Source organism: Herbidospora solisilvae (assembly GCF_009901565.1).
Lineage (GTDB): Bacteria > Actinomycetota > Actinomycetes > Streptosporangiales > Streptosporangiaceae > Herbidospora > Herbidospora solisilvae.
In genome coordinates this window covers 40,333-55,201 of the sequence record NZ_WXEW01000010.1, presented here as the reverse complement: position 1 = coordinate 55,201, position 14,869 = coordinate 40,333, and the positions used below count along the sequence as shown (strand labels likewise).

Below are 14,869 nucleotides of genomic sequence, written 5' to 3'. Positions count from 1 at the left end.
CGTGAATGAAAAAAGAGGGGATCGAACGAGTGAGCAGTGCTGGTCTTGAGTGGAGCGACCTCGATCGGCAGGCCGTCGACGTGGTGCGCGCCCTGGCGATGGACGCTGTCGAGAAGGCGGGCTCGGGACACCCCGGTACGGCGATGAGCCTGGCCCCCGCCGCCTACCTGCTGTTCCAGAAGACGATGCGACACGACCCAACCGATTCCCACTGGGTGGGCCGTGACCGATTTGTACTGTCCTGTGGTCATTCTAGCCTTACGCTTTACATTCAGCTATATCTGTCCGGTTACGGCCTGAGCCTCGAGGACATCAAGGCGCTGCGCACCTGGGACAGCCTGACCCCCGGTCACCCCGAGCACGGCCACACGCTCGGCGTCGAGACCACCACCGGCCCGCTGGGCCAGGGCATCGGCAACGCCGTGGGCATGGCCATGGCGGCCCGCCGCGAGCGCGGCCTCTACGACCCCGACGCCGCCCCCGGCACCTCCCCCTTCGACCACCACATCTGGTGCGTGGCCTCCGAGGGCGACATCGAAGAGGGCATCAGCCACGAGGTCAGCGCCCTGGCCGGCCACCAGCGCCTGGGCAACCTGACCGTGCTCTTCGACTCCAACCACATCTCGATCGAGGACGACACCCAGATCGCCCTCTCCGAGGACGTGGTGGCCCGCTACGAGGCCTACGGCTGGCACACCCAGACCGTCGACTGGACGCGGACCGGCGACTACGTGGAGGACGTCGCCGCCCTGCACGCCGCTCTGGAGGCCGCGCGCGCCGAGACCGAGCGCCCCTCGTTCATCCGGCTGCGCACGATCATCGGCTGGCCGGCCCCCAACAAGCAGAACACCGGCAAGATCCACGGCTCGGCGCTGGGCGCCGACGAGATCGCCGCCACCAAGAAGATCCTCGGCATGGACCCGAACGAGTCGTTCGTCGTCCCCGAGGCCGTGCTGGAGCACGCCCGCGGCGTCGTCGAGCGCGGCCGGGCCGCCCACGCCGAATGGGACAAGGGCTACCAGGAGTGGCGCGCCGCCAACCCCGAGCGGGCCGCCCTGCTCGACCGGCTGAGCGCCAAGGAGCTGCCCATCGGCTGGACCGAGGCGCTGCCGACCTTCGAGGCCGGCGGCTCCATGGCCACCCGCAAGGCGTCGGGCGAGGTGCTGAGCGCCCTCGCGCCGGTGCTGCCCGAGCTGTGGGGCGGCTCGGCCGACCTGGCCGAGTCGAACAACACCACGATGAAGGGCGAGCCGTCGTTCATCCCCGAGGAGTTCCAGACCAAGGAGTTCCCCGGCGGGCCCTACGGCCGCACCCTCCACTTCGGCATCCGCGAGCACGGCATGGGCGCCATCCTCAACGGCATCGCCCTGCACGGCGGCACCCGCCCCTACGGCGGCACCTTCCTGGTCTTCAGCGACTACATGCGCCCCGCGGTGCGCCTGGCCGCGCTGATGAAGCTGCCGGTCACCTACGTGTGGACGCACGACTCCATCGGCCTCGGCGAAGACGGCCCGACCCACCAGCCGGTCGAGCACCTGTGGGCGCTGCGCGCCATCCCCGGCCTCGACGTCGTCCGCCCGGCCGACGCCAACGAGACCGCCGCCGTTTGGCGGATCATCATGGAGCACAACGACCGCCCTGCCGCGCTCGCGCTGACCCGGCAGAACCTGCCGGTCTACGCCGGCACCGCCGACGCCAGCAAGGTCGCCAAGGGCGGCTACGTGCTTGAAGACGCCTCGAACGGGCAGCCGAAGGTGGTCATCATCGGCACCGGCTCGGAGGTCGAGATCGCTCTCGGCGCCCGCAAGAGCCTCGAGGAGCAGGGCATCCCGACGCGCGTCGTCTCGATGCCGTGCGTCGAGTGGTTCCACGCGCAGGACGCCGCCTACCGGCAGGAGGTCCTGCCACCGAATGTTCACGCGAGGGTCGCCGTCGAGGCGGGAATCGCGCTGGGCTGGCGTGAGTTCGTAGGAGACGATGGCGTCGTGGTGAGCCTGGAGCACTTCGGCGCCTCGGCCCCCTACAGGACCCTCTACGAGCAGTTCGGCCTCACGGCGGAGCGCGTGGCCGCGGCGGCGAAGGCCTCGCTCGCCAAGACCGGCGCCGACAAGGGCGAGACGACGGGAAACTGAATATGAGTGAGAACCTCTCCAAGCTGACCAAATTCGGCGTGTCGATCTGGCTCGACGACATCAGCCGCGAGCGTCTGCGCACCGGCAACCTGGCGGCGCTGATCCGCGAGAAGAACGTGACCGGCGTCACCTCCAACCCGACGATCTTCGCGTCCGCGCTGAGCAAGGGCGACGCCTACGACACCCAGCTCCACGACCTGGCGGTCCGCAAGGTCTCGGTCGACGAGGCCGTGCGCGCGATCACCACGTTCGACATCCGCTGGGCCGCCGACGTGCTGCGCCCGGTCTACGACGCCACCTCCGGCGTCGACGGCCGCGTGTCCATCGAGGTCGACCCGCGCCTGGCCCGCGAGACCGAGGCGACCATCGCCGAGGCCCGCGCCCTGTGGTGGCTGGTCGACCGCGAGAACCTGTTCATCAAGATCCCGGCGACCGTCGAGGGCCTGCCCGCGATCACCGCGGCCATCGCCGAGGGCATCAGCGTCAACGTCACGCTGATCTTCTCCCTCGAGCGCTACCGCGCGGTCATGGACGCCTGGCTCGACGGCCTGGAGCAGGCCAAGGCCAAGGGCCTCGACCTGTCCAAGATCGAGTCGGTGGCGTCGTTCTTCGTCAGCCGCGTCGACTCCGAGATCGACGCCCGGCTCGACAAGATCGGCACCCCCGAGGCGCTGGAGCTCAAGGGCAAGGCCGCCGTCGCCAACGCGCGGCTCGCCTACGCCGCCTTCGAGGAGGTCGTCAACACCCCGCGCTGGCAGGAGCTGCGCGCGGCCGGGGCGCGTCCCCAGCGCCCGCTGTGGGCCTCCACGGGCACCAAGAACCCCGACTACCCCGACACGCTCTACGTCGACGAGCTCGTCACCGCCGGCACCGTCAACACGATGCCGGAGAAGACGCTGAACGCCGTGGCCGACCACGGCCGTATCTCGGGCGACACGATCCGTCCGTTCTACGAGGCCGCCTGGAACGCCATGGCCGCCCTCAAGAACATCGGCATCGACTACGACGACGTCGTGCGGGCGCTCGAGGACGAGGGCGTCGACAAGTTCGCCGTGTCGTGGAACGAACTGCTGGAGACCGTCACCACCGAGCTGGGGAAGGCCCGATAACTCATGGCGGTAGAGGTGACCCTGGGTCCCGTGGCCGAGGCCGCGGCGGCCGTCAAGGACAAGCTGGTGGCCGAGGGCGTGCCGGCCGCCCTCGCGGCGGGCGACGCGACCCTGTGGGGGCCGGAGGCGCAGGCCGAGGCGGCGATCCGTCTCGGCTGGCTGACCCTGCCCACCACGAGCCGGGAACTGCTTCCCGAGCTGACCAAGCTGGTGGAGCGGGTGCGGGCCGAAGGGCTCGACCACGTCGTGCTGGCCGGCATGGGCGGCTCGTCGCTGGCGCCGGAGGTCATCTGCGCGACCGAGGACGTGCCGCTGACCGTGCTCGACACCACCGACCCCGGCCAGGTGCTGCGCGCCCTGGGCGACCGGCTGGAGAACACGGTCGTGGTGGTCGCGTCGAAGAGCGGCGGCACCGTCGAGACCGACAGCCACCGCCGCATCTACGAGAAGGCCTTCCGCGACGCCGGCATCGACCCGGCCGACCGGATCGTCGTCGTGACCGACCCGGGTTCACCTCTCGAGAAGTCCGCCACCGAGGCGGGTTACCAGGTCTTCCTGGCCGACCCCAACGTGGGCGGGCGCTACAGCGCGCTCAGCGCGTTCGGCCTGGTGCCGAGCGCGCTGGCCGGCGCCGACGTCGTCAAGCTCCTCGACGACGCCGCCGAGATCGCCCCGCTGCTGGGTCAGAACGAGGGCAACCCGGGTCTCGACCTGGGCGCCCTGCTGGGGGCCCAGGCGCTGGGCGGGCGCGACAAGCTGATCCTGCGCGACGCCCTGACCGACATCGCGGGGCTGCCCGACTGGATCGAGCAGCTCATCGCCGAGTCGACCGGCAAGTCCGGCAAGGGCATCCTGCCCGTCGTCGGCGCCGACTCGGCCGAGGGCCACGACCAGTTCGCGGTCGACATCGGCCCCGAGGGCGACGTCCACGTCGACGGCCCGCTGGGCGCGCAGTTCCTGGTCTGGGAGTACGCCACCGCGATCGCCGGCCGGGTGCTGGAGATCGACCCCTTCAACCAGCCCAACGTGGCCGAGTCGAAGGAGAACACCGGCAAGATCCTCGCCTCCGCCCCGCAGATCGGCGCCCCGGCGCTGGTCGACGGCCCGGTCGAGGTCTACGGCGAGGTCGGCGACTCGCGCAACCTGGCCGACGTGCTGACGTGGCTGCTGCGGGCGATCCCCTCCGACGGCTACCTGGCGATCATGGCGTACCTCGACCGCGAGGCCGCCTTCGACGCGGCGGTGCTCGGCGGGGCCGACTTCGAGCAGACCACCGAGGCGTGGGCCAGGGCCGACGTGGCGACGCTGCGCAACCTGCTCGACTACCGCACCGAGCGGGCCGTCACCTTCGGGTGGGGCCCGCGGTTCCTGCACTCGACCGGCCAATACCACAAGGGCGGCCCGCAGGTCGGGGTGTTCCTGCAGATCACCGGCGCCAACGGCGACGACGTGGAGGTCCCGGGCCGGCCCTACGGCCTGGCCGAGCTCCAGCTCGCGCAGGCGCTGGGCGACCTGGGGGCGCTCCAGTCGCGGGGCCGTCCGACCGTGCGGCTCCACCTCACCGACCGGCGGGCGGGCGTCGCCCACCTGCTGGCGGTGGCCGAGGAGCTCTGACCCGATGAGAGCGCATGAGATCAAAACGGAGCCGTCGTACAGGAGGGCGCCGAATCATGTCTGAGAACGAGCCCGCCGCGCTCGCGGAGGAGACCCAGGTCGCCACCGCGGCCGTCGCGGCGGTGGCGACCAATGAGGAGACGATCGCCGCCAACCCGCTGCGCGACCCCAGAGACAAGCGGCTGCCCCGCGTGGCCGGGCCGTGCGTCCTGGTGCTGTTCGGCGTGACCGGCGACCTGGCCAAGCGCAAGCTGCTGCCGGCGATCTACGACCTGGGCAACCGCGGCCTGCTGCCGCCGGGCTTCTCCCTGGTCGGGTTCGCCCGCCGCGACTGGGCCCACGAGGACTTCGCCAACGTCACCTACGAGGCCGTGAAGGAGCACGCCCGGACCCCGTTCCGGGAGGAGGTCTGGAAGCAGATCTCCGAGGGCATCCACTTCTGCCCGGGTGAGTTCCACGACGACGGCGCGTTCGACTGCCTGTCGATGATGCTCAAGGAGATCGACGAGACCCGCGGCACGGGCGGCAACTACGCCTTCTACCTGTCGGTCCCGCCGAAGTTCTTCCCGACGGTCGTCGAGCAGCTCAAGCGCACCGGTCTGGCGCAGCACCCCGACGGGTCGTGGCGCCGCGTGGTGATCGAGAAGCCGTTCGGCCACGACCTGGCCAGCGCGCAGGACCTCAACCGCATCACCAGCGCGGTCTTCCCGGAGAGCTCGGTCTTCCGGATCGACCACTACCTGGGCAAGGAGACGGTCCAGAACATCCTGGCCCTGCGCTTCGCCAACAACCTCTACGAGCCCATCTGGAACCGCAGCTTCGTCGACCACGTGCAGATCACGATGGCCGAGGACATCGGCATCGGGTCCCGGGCGGGCTACTACGACGGCATCGGCGCGGCCCGTGACGTCATCCAGAACCACCTGCTCCAGCTCCTGGCGCTGGTCGCGATGGAGGACCCGACGTCCTTCGACGCCAACTCGCTGCGCCGTGAGAAGGAGAAGGTCCTCAAGGCGGTCAGGCTGCCCGACGACCTGGCGACCGGCGCGATCCGGGGCCAGTACACCGCGGGCTGGCAGGGCGGCGACAAGGTCATCGGCTACCTCGAGGAAGAGGGCATCCCGAAGGACTCGCTGACCGACACCTACGCCGCCATCAAGCTCGAGGTGGCCAACCGCCGGTGGGCCGGGGTGCCGTTCTACCTGCGCGCGGGCAAGCGCCTGGGCCGCCGGGTGACCGAGGTCGCCGTGGTGTTCCAGCGGGCGCCGCACCTGCCGTTCAGCAAGGACGACACCGAGATCCTGGGCCAGAACGCCCTGGTGATCCGCGTCCAGCCCGACGAGGGCATCACGGTGCGGTTCGGGTCGAAGGTGCCCGGCACGGCGATGGAGGTCCGCGACGTGTCCATGGACTTCGCCTACGGCGAGTCGTTCATGGAGAGCAGCCCGGAGGCCTACGAGCGGCTGCTGCTGGACGTCCTGATCGGCGACCCGCCGCTGTTCCCGCACCAGCGGGAGGTGGAGCTGTCGTGGCAGATCCTCGACCCGATCGAGGAGTACTGGGCCACCCACGGCCGCCCCGAGGGCTACCCGGCCGGCACGTGGGGCCCCGCGGGCGCCGACGAGATGCTCGCCCGCGACGGGCGGGTCTGGAGGCGGCTGTGACCAGTTTCAACCTGACCGCGACCACCGCGTCGAAGATCAGCTCCGCGCTGACCAAGCTCCGCCACCAGATGGGCGCCCCGGCCGTCGGCATGGTGCTCACGCTCGTGGTGGTCTCCGACGAGGCGGGCCAGTACGACGCGGTGCGCGCGGCCACCGACGCGGCGCGCGAGCACCCGTCCAGGATCCTGGTGGTGATCCGCCGCGACGCCCGCGAGCCCGACCGGCTCGACGCGGAGCTGCGCGTCGGCGAGTCCTCGCCCGGCGAGGTCGTCATCCTGCGCCTCTACGGCGAGCTGACCCGGCACGCCGACTCGGTGCTCAGCCCGCTGCTGCTGACCGACACCCCGGTGGTGGTCTGGTGGCCGGCCGACGGGCCGTCGGCCCCGGCGAAGGACCCGATCGGGCACCTCGCCACCCGGCGCATCGTCGACGCCCGCACCGCCCACGACGGCGCCAAGGTCATCCGGTCGCGCTGGGAGGGTTACGTCCCGGGCGACACCGACCTGGCCTGGACGCGGCTCACGCCGTGGCGTTCGCTGCTGGCGGCGGCGTTCGACCTGCCGGCGGGCCCGGTCACGGGCGGCGTCGTCGAGGCGACGCCGGGCCACCCCAGCGCCTGCCTGCTGGCGTCGTGGTTGTCCGACAAGCTCGGCGCCGACGTCGCCGTGGGCGAGTCGGAGGGCCCCGGCCTGACCGCCGTGCGGCTGACGCTGGCCAGGGGCGGCGAGTTGTCGCTGGTGCGCGGCGACGCGCGGCTGGCGACGCTGTCGCGGCCGGGCCAGCCCGACCGCAACGTGGCGCTGGCCCGCCGCAGCGAGTCGGAGCTGCTGGCCGAGGAGCTGCGGCGGCTCGACCCCGACGAGATCTACGCCGGCGCGCTGAAGCACCTCGCCGGACAATAAGATCGTCAACCGCCCGTCTCCCCTCCCGGGAGACGGGCGGTTTCTCTTTTATCGGAGGTACGTCATGAGCGCAGTCCCCTTCGTCGTGGTCCACCGGGACCCGGGCGTCCTGGCCCAGGCCGTGGCGGCCCGGCTGATCACGAGGTTGACCGACGTGCAGACGGAGCGGGGGACGGCGTCGGTCGTGCTGACCGGCGGCACGATCGGCATCGCCACCCTGGCCGCCGTCGCCGCCTCCCCGGCCCGCGACGCGGTCGACTGGCGCGCCGTGGACGTCTGGTGGGGCGACGAGCGGTTCGTGCCGGCCGACTCGCCCGACCGCAACGAGAAGCAGGCCCGCGAGGCCCTGCTCGACGTGCTCGACCTCGACCCGGAGCGGGTGCACCCGATGCCCGCCTCCGACTCGGGCCTGTCCCCGGAGGAGGCCGCCGACCGGTACGCCGCGGCGCTGGGCTCCGGGGTGGCGTTCGACGTCCTGATGCTGGGCATGGGCCCCGACTCCCACGTGGCCTCGCTGTTCCCCGGCCACCCGGCCCTCCACGAGAAGGACCGCCTGGTCGTGGCCGTGCACGACTCCCCCAAGCCGCCGCCCACGCGGGTGTCCCTCACCTTCCCGGCCATCCAGGCGGCGCGTGAGGTGTGGGTGATCGCGTCGGGCGCGGAGAAGGCGCCCGCGGTGCGGGTCGGCCTGACGTGCGACCGGCTCGAGGCCCCGGCGGCGGGCGCCCGCGGCGTGGAGCGGACCCTGTTCCTGGTCGACCGGGCGGCGGCCGCCGAGATCCCCGGCCAGTCGCCGGTCGGGTAAAGCCGGGATTTGCCGGAACGGGGCCCGCGTTTGGCCGGGCCCCGGCCCCGGCCTTGCGGCGGCCCGACGCCGGGAGAACCCCTCTGCCGCGCCGTTGCGGCGCTTTTACGCGGCCGCCTCCACGCCCGCAAACCCCTCTCCGACCTGCGGATAGTGTCGTCTGAGGTGGTCCACGGACGAGGGAGGGGACCATGTCGATCGACCTCACAGAGGACACGATCACCAAAGAGGTGCAGAGCACCTTCGACGGTTGTCCCGACCGGCGCACCCGCGAGTTGTTCGTCGAGCTGGTCCGGCATCTGCACGACTTCGCCCGGGAGACGCGGCTCACCGAAGACGAGTGGTTCACCGCGATGGACTTCCTGGCCCGCGTCGGCCAGGTCACCACGCCCACCCGCCAGGAGTTCGTCCTGCTCTCCGACATCCTCGGGCTGAGCGTCCTGGTCGACCTGATCAACGAGCACCACGGGCCGCACGCCACCGACGGCACCCTGCTCGGCCCCTTCTTCGTCGAAGGACGGCCGCAGGTGCCCAACGGGGCCGACATCTCGGGCGGGGTGCCCGGCACGCCCATGTTCGTCACCGGGCGGGTCCTCGGGCCCGGCGGCGACCCCCGCGCCGGGGTGAGGGTCGACACCTGGCACAGCGACGGGGAGGGGCACTACGACGTACAGCAGGAGGACCGGCTGCACGGCCGGCCGGCCATGCGCGCCCTGCTGACCACCGACGACGACGGGCGGTTCTGGTACCGGTCGATCGCGCCGCGCTTCTACCCGGTGCCGGTCGACGGGCCGTGCGGGGAGATCATGGAGGCCTCCGGGCGGTCGGCGATGCGGCCGGAGCACCTGCACTTCCGGCTGCACGCCGACGGCTACCAGCCTTTGATCACCATGTTGTTCCGGCGCGACGACCCCTACCTCGACCACGACGCCGTCTTCGCGGCGAAGCGGTCGCTGGTCGTCGACTTCGTCGAGCACGGACCGGGGACCGCGCCCGACGGGACCGAGGTCGGCGAGCCGTTCCAGACCGTCGACTGGACCTTCACGCTCACCCCGGCCGCGCCGGAGAGGAGGCCGTGACATGCGCGCCCTGCGATTCGCCCGCTACGGCTCGCCCGCCGACGTCCTGGAGGTCGTCGACGTCACCGAGCCCGAGCTGAACGGCGGCGACGCCCTCGTCTCGATCAGGGCCGCCTCGGTCACCCCGTCGGACCTGAAGACCGTCTCGGGCTACATCCCGGGCACCTCGTTGCCCCGCGTGCCCGGCCGTGACTTCGCCGGGGTGGTCGTCGGCGGGCCGCACGACTGGCTCGGCGCCGAGGTGTGGGGCAGCGGCGGCGACCTCGGGTACACCCGCGACGGGTCGCACGCCGAACTCGTCGTGGTGCCCGTCTCGGCGCTGGTCCGCAAGCCCGAGAGGCTCACCTTCGCCGAGGCGTCGGTCATCGGGGTCAACTTCGTCGTCGGCTGGCTCGGCGTCGTCGAGACCGCCCTGCTGGAGAAGGGCGAGACGCTCGCGGTCTTCGGCGTCAGCGGCGCCGTCGGCTCGGCGGTGGCGCAGATCGGCCGCGTCCGGGGCGCGCGGGTCATCGGGATCGACCGCAGGCCCCCGGTGGACGACGCCGCCCTCGACGACTTCGTGCTGCTGCACGGCGACGTCCCCGGGGAGGTGCGGCGGCTGACCCGGGGCGCCGGGGCCGAGGTCGTGTACGACGCCGTCGGCGGTGTCACCACCCCCGCCGCGCTGGCCTGCCTGGCCCACGGGGGCCGGCTGCTCGTCATCGCCTCGACCGGGACGCGGAAGGTCGAGATCGACCTGCCCGACTTCTACCACCGGGAGGTGCGCATGATGGGCCTGGACACCAGGCGGCTCTGCACCAGGCAGTGCGCCGCACGGCTCGCCCAGGTCGCCTCCTACCTGGAGTCGGGCGACTTCCGCCCGCCGCCCATCGCGTTCACCTTCGACCTCGAACTGGCCGGAGACGCCTACGAGGCGGTGGCGAAGCGGCCACCCGGGCGGGTCGTCATCTGCCCGTAGAGGCGCGTCTCAGCGCCTGCTCGGCGTCGGTGAGCGCCCGCCGGGCCCTGGCCTCCTCCTTCCTGACGACGTCGTAGCGCTGTTCGCACGCCGACGCCCGTCTCCGCGCCTCGGTCAGGGCGCGCTCGGCCTCGGCGACGGCGTCGAGCGCCTCGTCGCGCTCCGCGACGGCGGACGCGAGCTGGCCGGCCCACTCCGCGTGGCGGTCCCGCGCCCTGTCCACGGCCGCCTCGGCCTCGGCGCGGGCCGACGGATCGGGGGCGGCGGGCCTGCGGCGGGCCGGAGCGGAGGGCGGGACCGCGGTGGGCACGAAGCCGCTGTAGCTCAGCGCCCCCGCCAGCCGCCCGGAGCGGACCCGGGCGGCCGCGTCGGCGTCGACCACGGCGGCGTCGAGGGTCTGCTCCAGTTCCACCGTCGAGGTCAACCGGCCGGAGGCGGCCTTCAGCACCAGGCGGGAGACCGCCGCGACGGCGGCGGAGCGGCGCGGGCCGAGCGCGGCCAGGGCGTCGCCGTCGCCGGAGGCCCAGGCGGCCCGCAGCTCCTCCCCCACGGCCAGGAGCTCGTCGATCTCGGCGGGGTGCGAGCGCACCACCTGGTTGACCGCCCACGCCAGCACCGTGGGCTTGCGCAGCTTGCCGATCTCCTTGTCGCCGGTCTCCTTGACGAGCCGGTTGCGCGCGGCGGTGAACTCCGCCGGGGGCAGGGCGTAAAGCCGGTCGGCGGCCTCTTCACGGTTCACGGAGAGGTCATACCCTGGCCCGCATGACCGAGTTGCGCGGAGACCGGCTGACGCTCCGCCCGATCACCCCGTCGGACGCCCCCTGGCTGCTGGTGCACTGGAACGAGCCGAGCGTGCGGCGGCACCTCTTCGACGACGCGCTGGTGCCGGTGGAGCTGGTGGCCGAGATCGTCGGCGACAGCCGCGACGACTTCGCCTCCCACGGCTACGGCCTGTGGGCGATCGTCGTCGGCCACGAGATCGGGGTGTGCGGGCTGCGCACCACCGACGATCACGCGGCCGAGCTCCTTTACAGCGTAGATCCGAGGTGGCAGGGGAAGGGGCTGGCCTTGGAGGCGGCCCGCCTGGTGGTGAGGTTCGCCTTCGAGGACCGGGGCGCGCCCGAGGTGGTGGCCGAGACCGACGCCGCCAACACCGCCTCCCAGCGGCTGGCCGAGAAGCTGGGCATGATCCGCACCCGGACCCGCAGGGGCGAGCACGGGCCGGTCCACGTCTACACGCTTCGCGCTCCCGCCGTTTCCGGCGCATAGTGGGGGCAGTCCCCCATACTCCCCACGGAAACGACACGGAGGAAACCCGTGTTCGAGCGTTTCACCGACCGCGCCCGCCAAGTGATCATGCTCGCCGGCGAAGAGGCCCGCCACCTGGGCCACCGTCACCTCGGCACCGAGCACATCCTGCTCGGGCTCATCAGGGAGGGCCACGGCCTGGCCGCCCAGGCGCTCACCGAGTGCCAGGCCGACGCCGAGCACGTACGGGCCGCCGTCGCCCGCCTCATCGGCGAGCCGGGCTCCCCACCCCCGGGCGAGACCGCCCACATCCCCTTCACCCCACGCGCGAAGAAGATCCTCGAACTGGCGCTCCGTGAGGCCATGCGGCGCGACGACAGGTACGTCAGCACCGAGCACGTCCTGCTCGCCACCCTCCGGGAGGGCGATGGGATCGCCCTGCACGCGCTCGCCGAGTGCGGGGTCCCGCCCGAAGTCGTCGGGGACGCGCTCGAACGGCGCATGACCGCCCAGGGCGCGAAGGACCGTTCCATCATCGACCGGCTGACCGATCCGGGCGACCGCATGATCCAGGCCACCCTCCGCCGTCACGGCGAGGACCGTCACACCATGAAGAAGATCCTGGAGAGCCTCGAAAGCCTCCACCGGCGGCTCGACGCGATGGGCGCGCCGCCCGACCCGGGCAAGTGATCATTCCGGTCCGGGGCCCCTGAGCCGCCCCGGACCGGAATGTTCGTGTGGCGCGGTCTAGGCCGGGACGACCGGCGCCAGCACACCCACGGCGATCCGCGCCTCGACCACACCGGGGTCCTCGGTGTAGCCGAGCGTGGCGCCGAGGGAGATCAGCAGACTCCGCATGCGCGCGTTGTCGGACAGGAGCGTGGCCCGCACTTCGGCCAGGCCCAGGTCACGGGCCTCCTCCAGCAGCATCCGGGTCAGGGCGGCCCCGAGGCCGCGGCCCTGCCAGCGGTCCTCGACGAGGAGGGTGAACTCGGCGGTGCCGGGCTCGGCGCCGAAGTTCAGGCTGGCCAGCGCGACCACCTGGCCGTCGTGCCCGGCCACCAGCGAGTGGCCCTTCGACCGGTCGCAGAGCCGGTCGAAGACCCGCGGGGGCAGGCTGGGGGCCGCGGTGAAGTAACGGAACCTGCGGGTCTCCGGGGAGCAGCGTTCGTGCAGGTCGCGTACGGCCTCGCGGTAGATCGGGGCCAGTGACTCGACGCGCACCCGCGTCCCGTCGGTCAGCGTGAGGTCGCGCTCGGCCGAGACGGGGTCGGCCGGCGGCTGGGCCAGCCGGACCAGCGCGGCGGCGCGGGCCGCCTCGGTCATGGTGAAGGGCAGGCCGGTCCGTCGCAGCCGGATCGACCGGCGCTGCGCCACCGGCACCACGAGCAGGGTGGGGTCGGGCAGTTCGCCCTTCACGGCGCCGAACACCCAGCGGGCGTCGTCGGCGCGGAGCAGGTCGCCGAGGATCTCCGGGAGCCGCCACGGCATCGCCCGCAGCCGCGCGGCCAGCAGCAGCACCCGCGTCGGCTCGTCGGTCAGCTCGTGGGCGGTCGCCGGAACGACCCTGACGCGCCGGCCGCCGGCCTCCTCGAGGGCGACCCGCACGTCGTCCGCCGAGGCCGGGATGTCGGCGATGAACTCGTCGACGGTGCCGTCGGAGTCGGGTTGCACGGACAGGCCGAGGATGTTGCCGCCCTTGGCCGCGAGCGCCGACGCCAGTGACGCCAGCCGCCCGGGACGTTCGTCGACCGTCGTCCTGATCCGCAGAAACCCCATAACATCTCTCCCTCCGCTGCGTCTCAGCCTGAGGGAGCGTTGTTACGCATTTGCTACATGACGGTGTGCCATCCGTTTCGTCATGACAAATTCTGTTAAGACTTCGCATAACGGGGCTTAATACCGTCCACGACGACGTGTTCCGTCGTGAGATGCGGCGTCGGTGACGGATAGAGCAGGATTGCCCCTATGAACGCTCCGCTCTCCGATTCCTTCGCCAACGGTGACGTCTCCTACTGGTATCGGGCGCTCGGCGTCCCCGAGCCCGCCCGCCGCCTCGGCGGCGACCTGCGGGCCGACGTGGCGATCGTCGGGGGCGGCTACACGGGCCTGTGGACGGCCTACTACCTGGTCAAGGCCGACCCGTCGCTGCACGTCGTGGTCCTGGAGAAGGAGTTCGCCGGGTTCGGCGCCTCGGGCCGCAACGGCGGCTGGCTGGCCGGGCTGCTGCCCGGCAGCCCCCGGCGCTACGCCAAGACCCACGGCGCCGAGGCCGCGCGGGCCTTCCAGCGGGAGCTGTTCACCGCCGTCGACGAGGTCATCTCCGTCTGCGCGGCCGAGGGCGTCGACGCCGACGTGGTGAAGGGCGGCGTCGTCAACGTCGCCCGGACCCCCGCGCAGGCGCTGCGCCTGGAGCAGGAGGTCGAGGCGCAGTACGCCTGGGGCTGGAGCCCCGAGGACGTGTCGGTGGTGCCGGTCGGCGAGCGCATCCGGGTCGAGGGCGCCCTGACGGCCTCCTGGAGCCCTCACTGTGCGCGGGTGCAGCCGGCGAAGCTGGCCAGGGGGCTGGCGGAGGTCGTACAGAACCTGGGGGTGGAGCTCTACGAGGGCACCGAGGTGACCGGGATCGCGCCCGGCCAGGTGACGACGGCGCGGGGCACGGTCCGCGCCGACGTGATCCTCCGCTGCACCGAGGGGTTCACCGCGACGCTGAAGGACAACCACCGCGACTGGCTCCCGATGAACAGCTCCATGATCGTCACCGAGCCGCTCCCCCCGAGCTTCTGGGACGAGGTCGGCTGGCAGGGCCGTGAACTGCTCGGCGACTTCGCCCACTACTACATGTACGCCCAGCGCACCGCCGACGACCGCATCGCCTTCGGCGGCCGGGGCCGCCCCTACCTCTACGGCTCCCGGGTCGACGACCGGGGCCACACCCACGGCTGGACCGTCGACGCCCTCTGGAGCCTGCTGCTCGGCTTCTTCCCCGCCGCCCGCTCGACCAGGGTCGCGCACGCCTGGTCGGGGGTGTTGGGCGTGCCGCGCGACTGGTGCGCCACCGTCGGGCTGGACCGTTCGACCGGCCTCGGCTGGGCCGGCGGCTACACCGGCCACGGCGTCACCGCGACCAACCTCGCCGGGCGGACCCTGCGCGACCTGGTGCTCGGCCGCGAGACCGACCTGACCGCGCTGCCCTGGGTGGGCCGCAGGGTGCGCAAATGGGAGCCCGAACCCCTGCGCTGGACGGGGGTGCACGCGATGTACCGTCTCTACCGGCTCGCCGACGCCCGGGAGTCCGGGGGCGTGCCCCGCACGTCCGTGCTGGCCAGAATCGCCGACAAGATCACAGGACACTGAA

Annotated in this window: 13 protein-coding genes; 11 read left to right on the top strand and 2 right to left on the bottom strand. The window is 72.3% G+C overall.

What is annotated here, in order from left to right; translation table 11 throughout:
* Nucleotides 1-5 precede the first annotated feature (5 nt).
* The 8 genes from tkt to GT755_RS30795 all read left to right on the top strand — a co-directional run bounded on the left by tkt (nt 6) and on the right by GT755_RS30795 (nt 10,263).
* The gene (tkt, locus tag GT755_RS30830) at nt 6-2,132 is read left to right on the top strand and encodes a transketolase (protein ID WP_161483107.1); all 2,127 of its coding nucleotides are present in this window, start codon (nt 6-8) and stop codon (nt 2,130-2,132) included.
* Nucleotides 2,133-2,134: 2 nt separating this feature from the next.
* On the top strand, nt 2,135-3,241 hold the full coding sequence (tal, locus tag GT755_RS30825) for a transaldolase (protein WP_161483106.1): 1,107 nt from the start codon (nt 2,135-2,137) through the stop codon (nt 3,239-3,241).
* Nucleotides 3,242-3,244: 3 nt separating this feature from the next.
* Entirely contained in the window at nt 3,245-4,855 is a 1,611-nt protein-coding gene (locus GT755_RS30820) for a glucose-6-phosphate isomerase (RefSeq protein ID WP_161483105.1), read from the top strand.
* A gap of 56 nt (nt 4,856-4,911) precedes the next feature.
* On the top strand, nt 4,912-6,519 hold the full coding sequence (gene zwf / locus GT755_RS30815) for a glucose-6-phosphate dehydrogenase (RefSeq protein ID WP_161483104.1): 1,608 nt from the start codon (nt 4,912-4,914) through the stop codon (nt 6,517-6,519).
* Nucleotides 6,516-7,421, top strand: a complete 906-nt coding sequence (locus tag GT755_RS30810) for a glucose-6-phosphate dehydrogenase assembly protein OpcA (protein WP_161483103.1) — start codon at nt 6,516-6,518, stop codon at nt 7,419-7,421. Before zwf ends, GT755_RS30810 begins: the two co-directional genes overlap by 4 nt.
* Nucleotides 7,422-7,485: 64 nt before the next feature.
* A complete protein-coding gene (gene pgl / locus GT755_RS30805; protein ID WP_161483102.1) occupies nt 7,486-8,226 on the top strand; it encodes a 6-phosphogluconolactonase in 741 nt (246 codons plus the stop codon).
* Nucleotides 8,227-8,417: 191 nt separating this feature from the next.
* Nucleotides 8,418-9,305 carry a dioxygenase family protein gene (locus GT755_RS30800; protein ID WP_161483101.1) on the top strand — a complete coding sequence of 296 codons (888 nt, stop codon included), beginning with the start codon at nt 8,418-8,420 and terminating at the stop codon, nt 9,303-9,305.
* A gap of 1 nt (nt 9,306) precedes the next feature.
* Nucleotides 9,307-10,263 (top strand): quinone oxidoreductase family protein, encoded by a 957-nt coding sequence (locus GT755_RS30795; protein WP_161483100.1) that lies wholly within the window; start codon nt 9,307-9,309, stop codon nt 10,261-10,263.
* On the opposite strand, the gene GT755_RS30790 is transcribed toward GT755_RS30795, so the two are convergent.
* On the bottom strand, nt 10,250-11,002 hold the full coding sequence (locus GT755_RS30790) for a hypothetical protein (protein ID WP_161483099.1): 753 nt from the start codon (nt 11,000-11,002) through the stop codon (nt 10,250-10,252). The two genes, GT755_RS30795 and GT755_RS30790, sit on opposite strands and share 14 nt — an antisense overlap.
* A 23-nt stretch (nt 11,003-11,025) precedes the next feature.
* Between GT755_RS30790 and GT755_RS30785 the strand changes: the two genes are divergently transcribed.
* Complete coding sequence (locus tag GT755_RS30785) at nt 11,026-11,532, top strand: GNAT family N-acetyltransferase (RefSeq protein WP_161483098.1); 507 nt, start codon at nt 11,026-11,028, stop codon at nt 11,530-11,532.
* 48 nt (nt 11,533-11,580) lie between these two features.
* Entirely contained in the window at nt 11,581-12,201 is a 621-nt protein-coding gene (locus GT755_RS41400; RefSeq protein WP_161483097.1) for a Clp protease N-terminal domain-containing protein, read from the top strand.
* A gap of 57 nt (nt 12,202-12,258) precedes the next feature.
* Here GT755_RS41400 and GT755_RS30775 read toward each other — a convergent pair whose 3' ends face one another.
* Nucleotides 12,259-13,290 (bottom strand): GNAT family N-acetyltransferase, encoded by a 1,032-nt coding sequence (locus GT755_RS30775; RefSeq protein WP_161483096.1) that lies wholly within the window; start codon nt 13,288-13,290, stop codon nt 12,259-12,261.
* A 189-nt stretch (nt 13,291-13,479) separates the two neighbouring features.
* On the opposite strand from GT755_RS30775, the gene GT755_RS30770 reads away from it, so the two are divergent.
* Nucleotides 13,480-14,868: an NAD(P)/FAD-dependent oxidoreductase gene (locus GT755_RS30770; RefSeq protein WP_161483095.1), complete on the top strand. Its 1,389-nt coding sequence runs from the start codon at nt 13,480-13,482 to the stop codon at nt 14,866-14,868.
* The last annotated feature ends 1 nt before the right edge of the window (nt 14,869 follow it).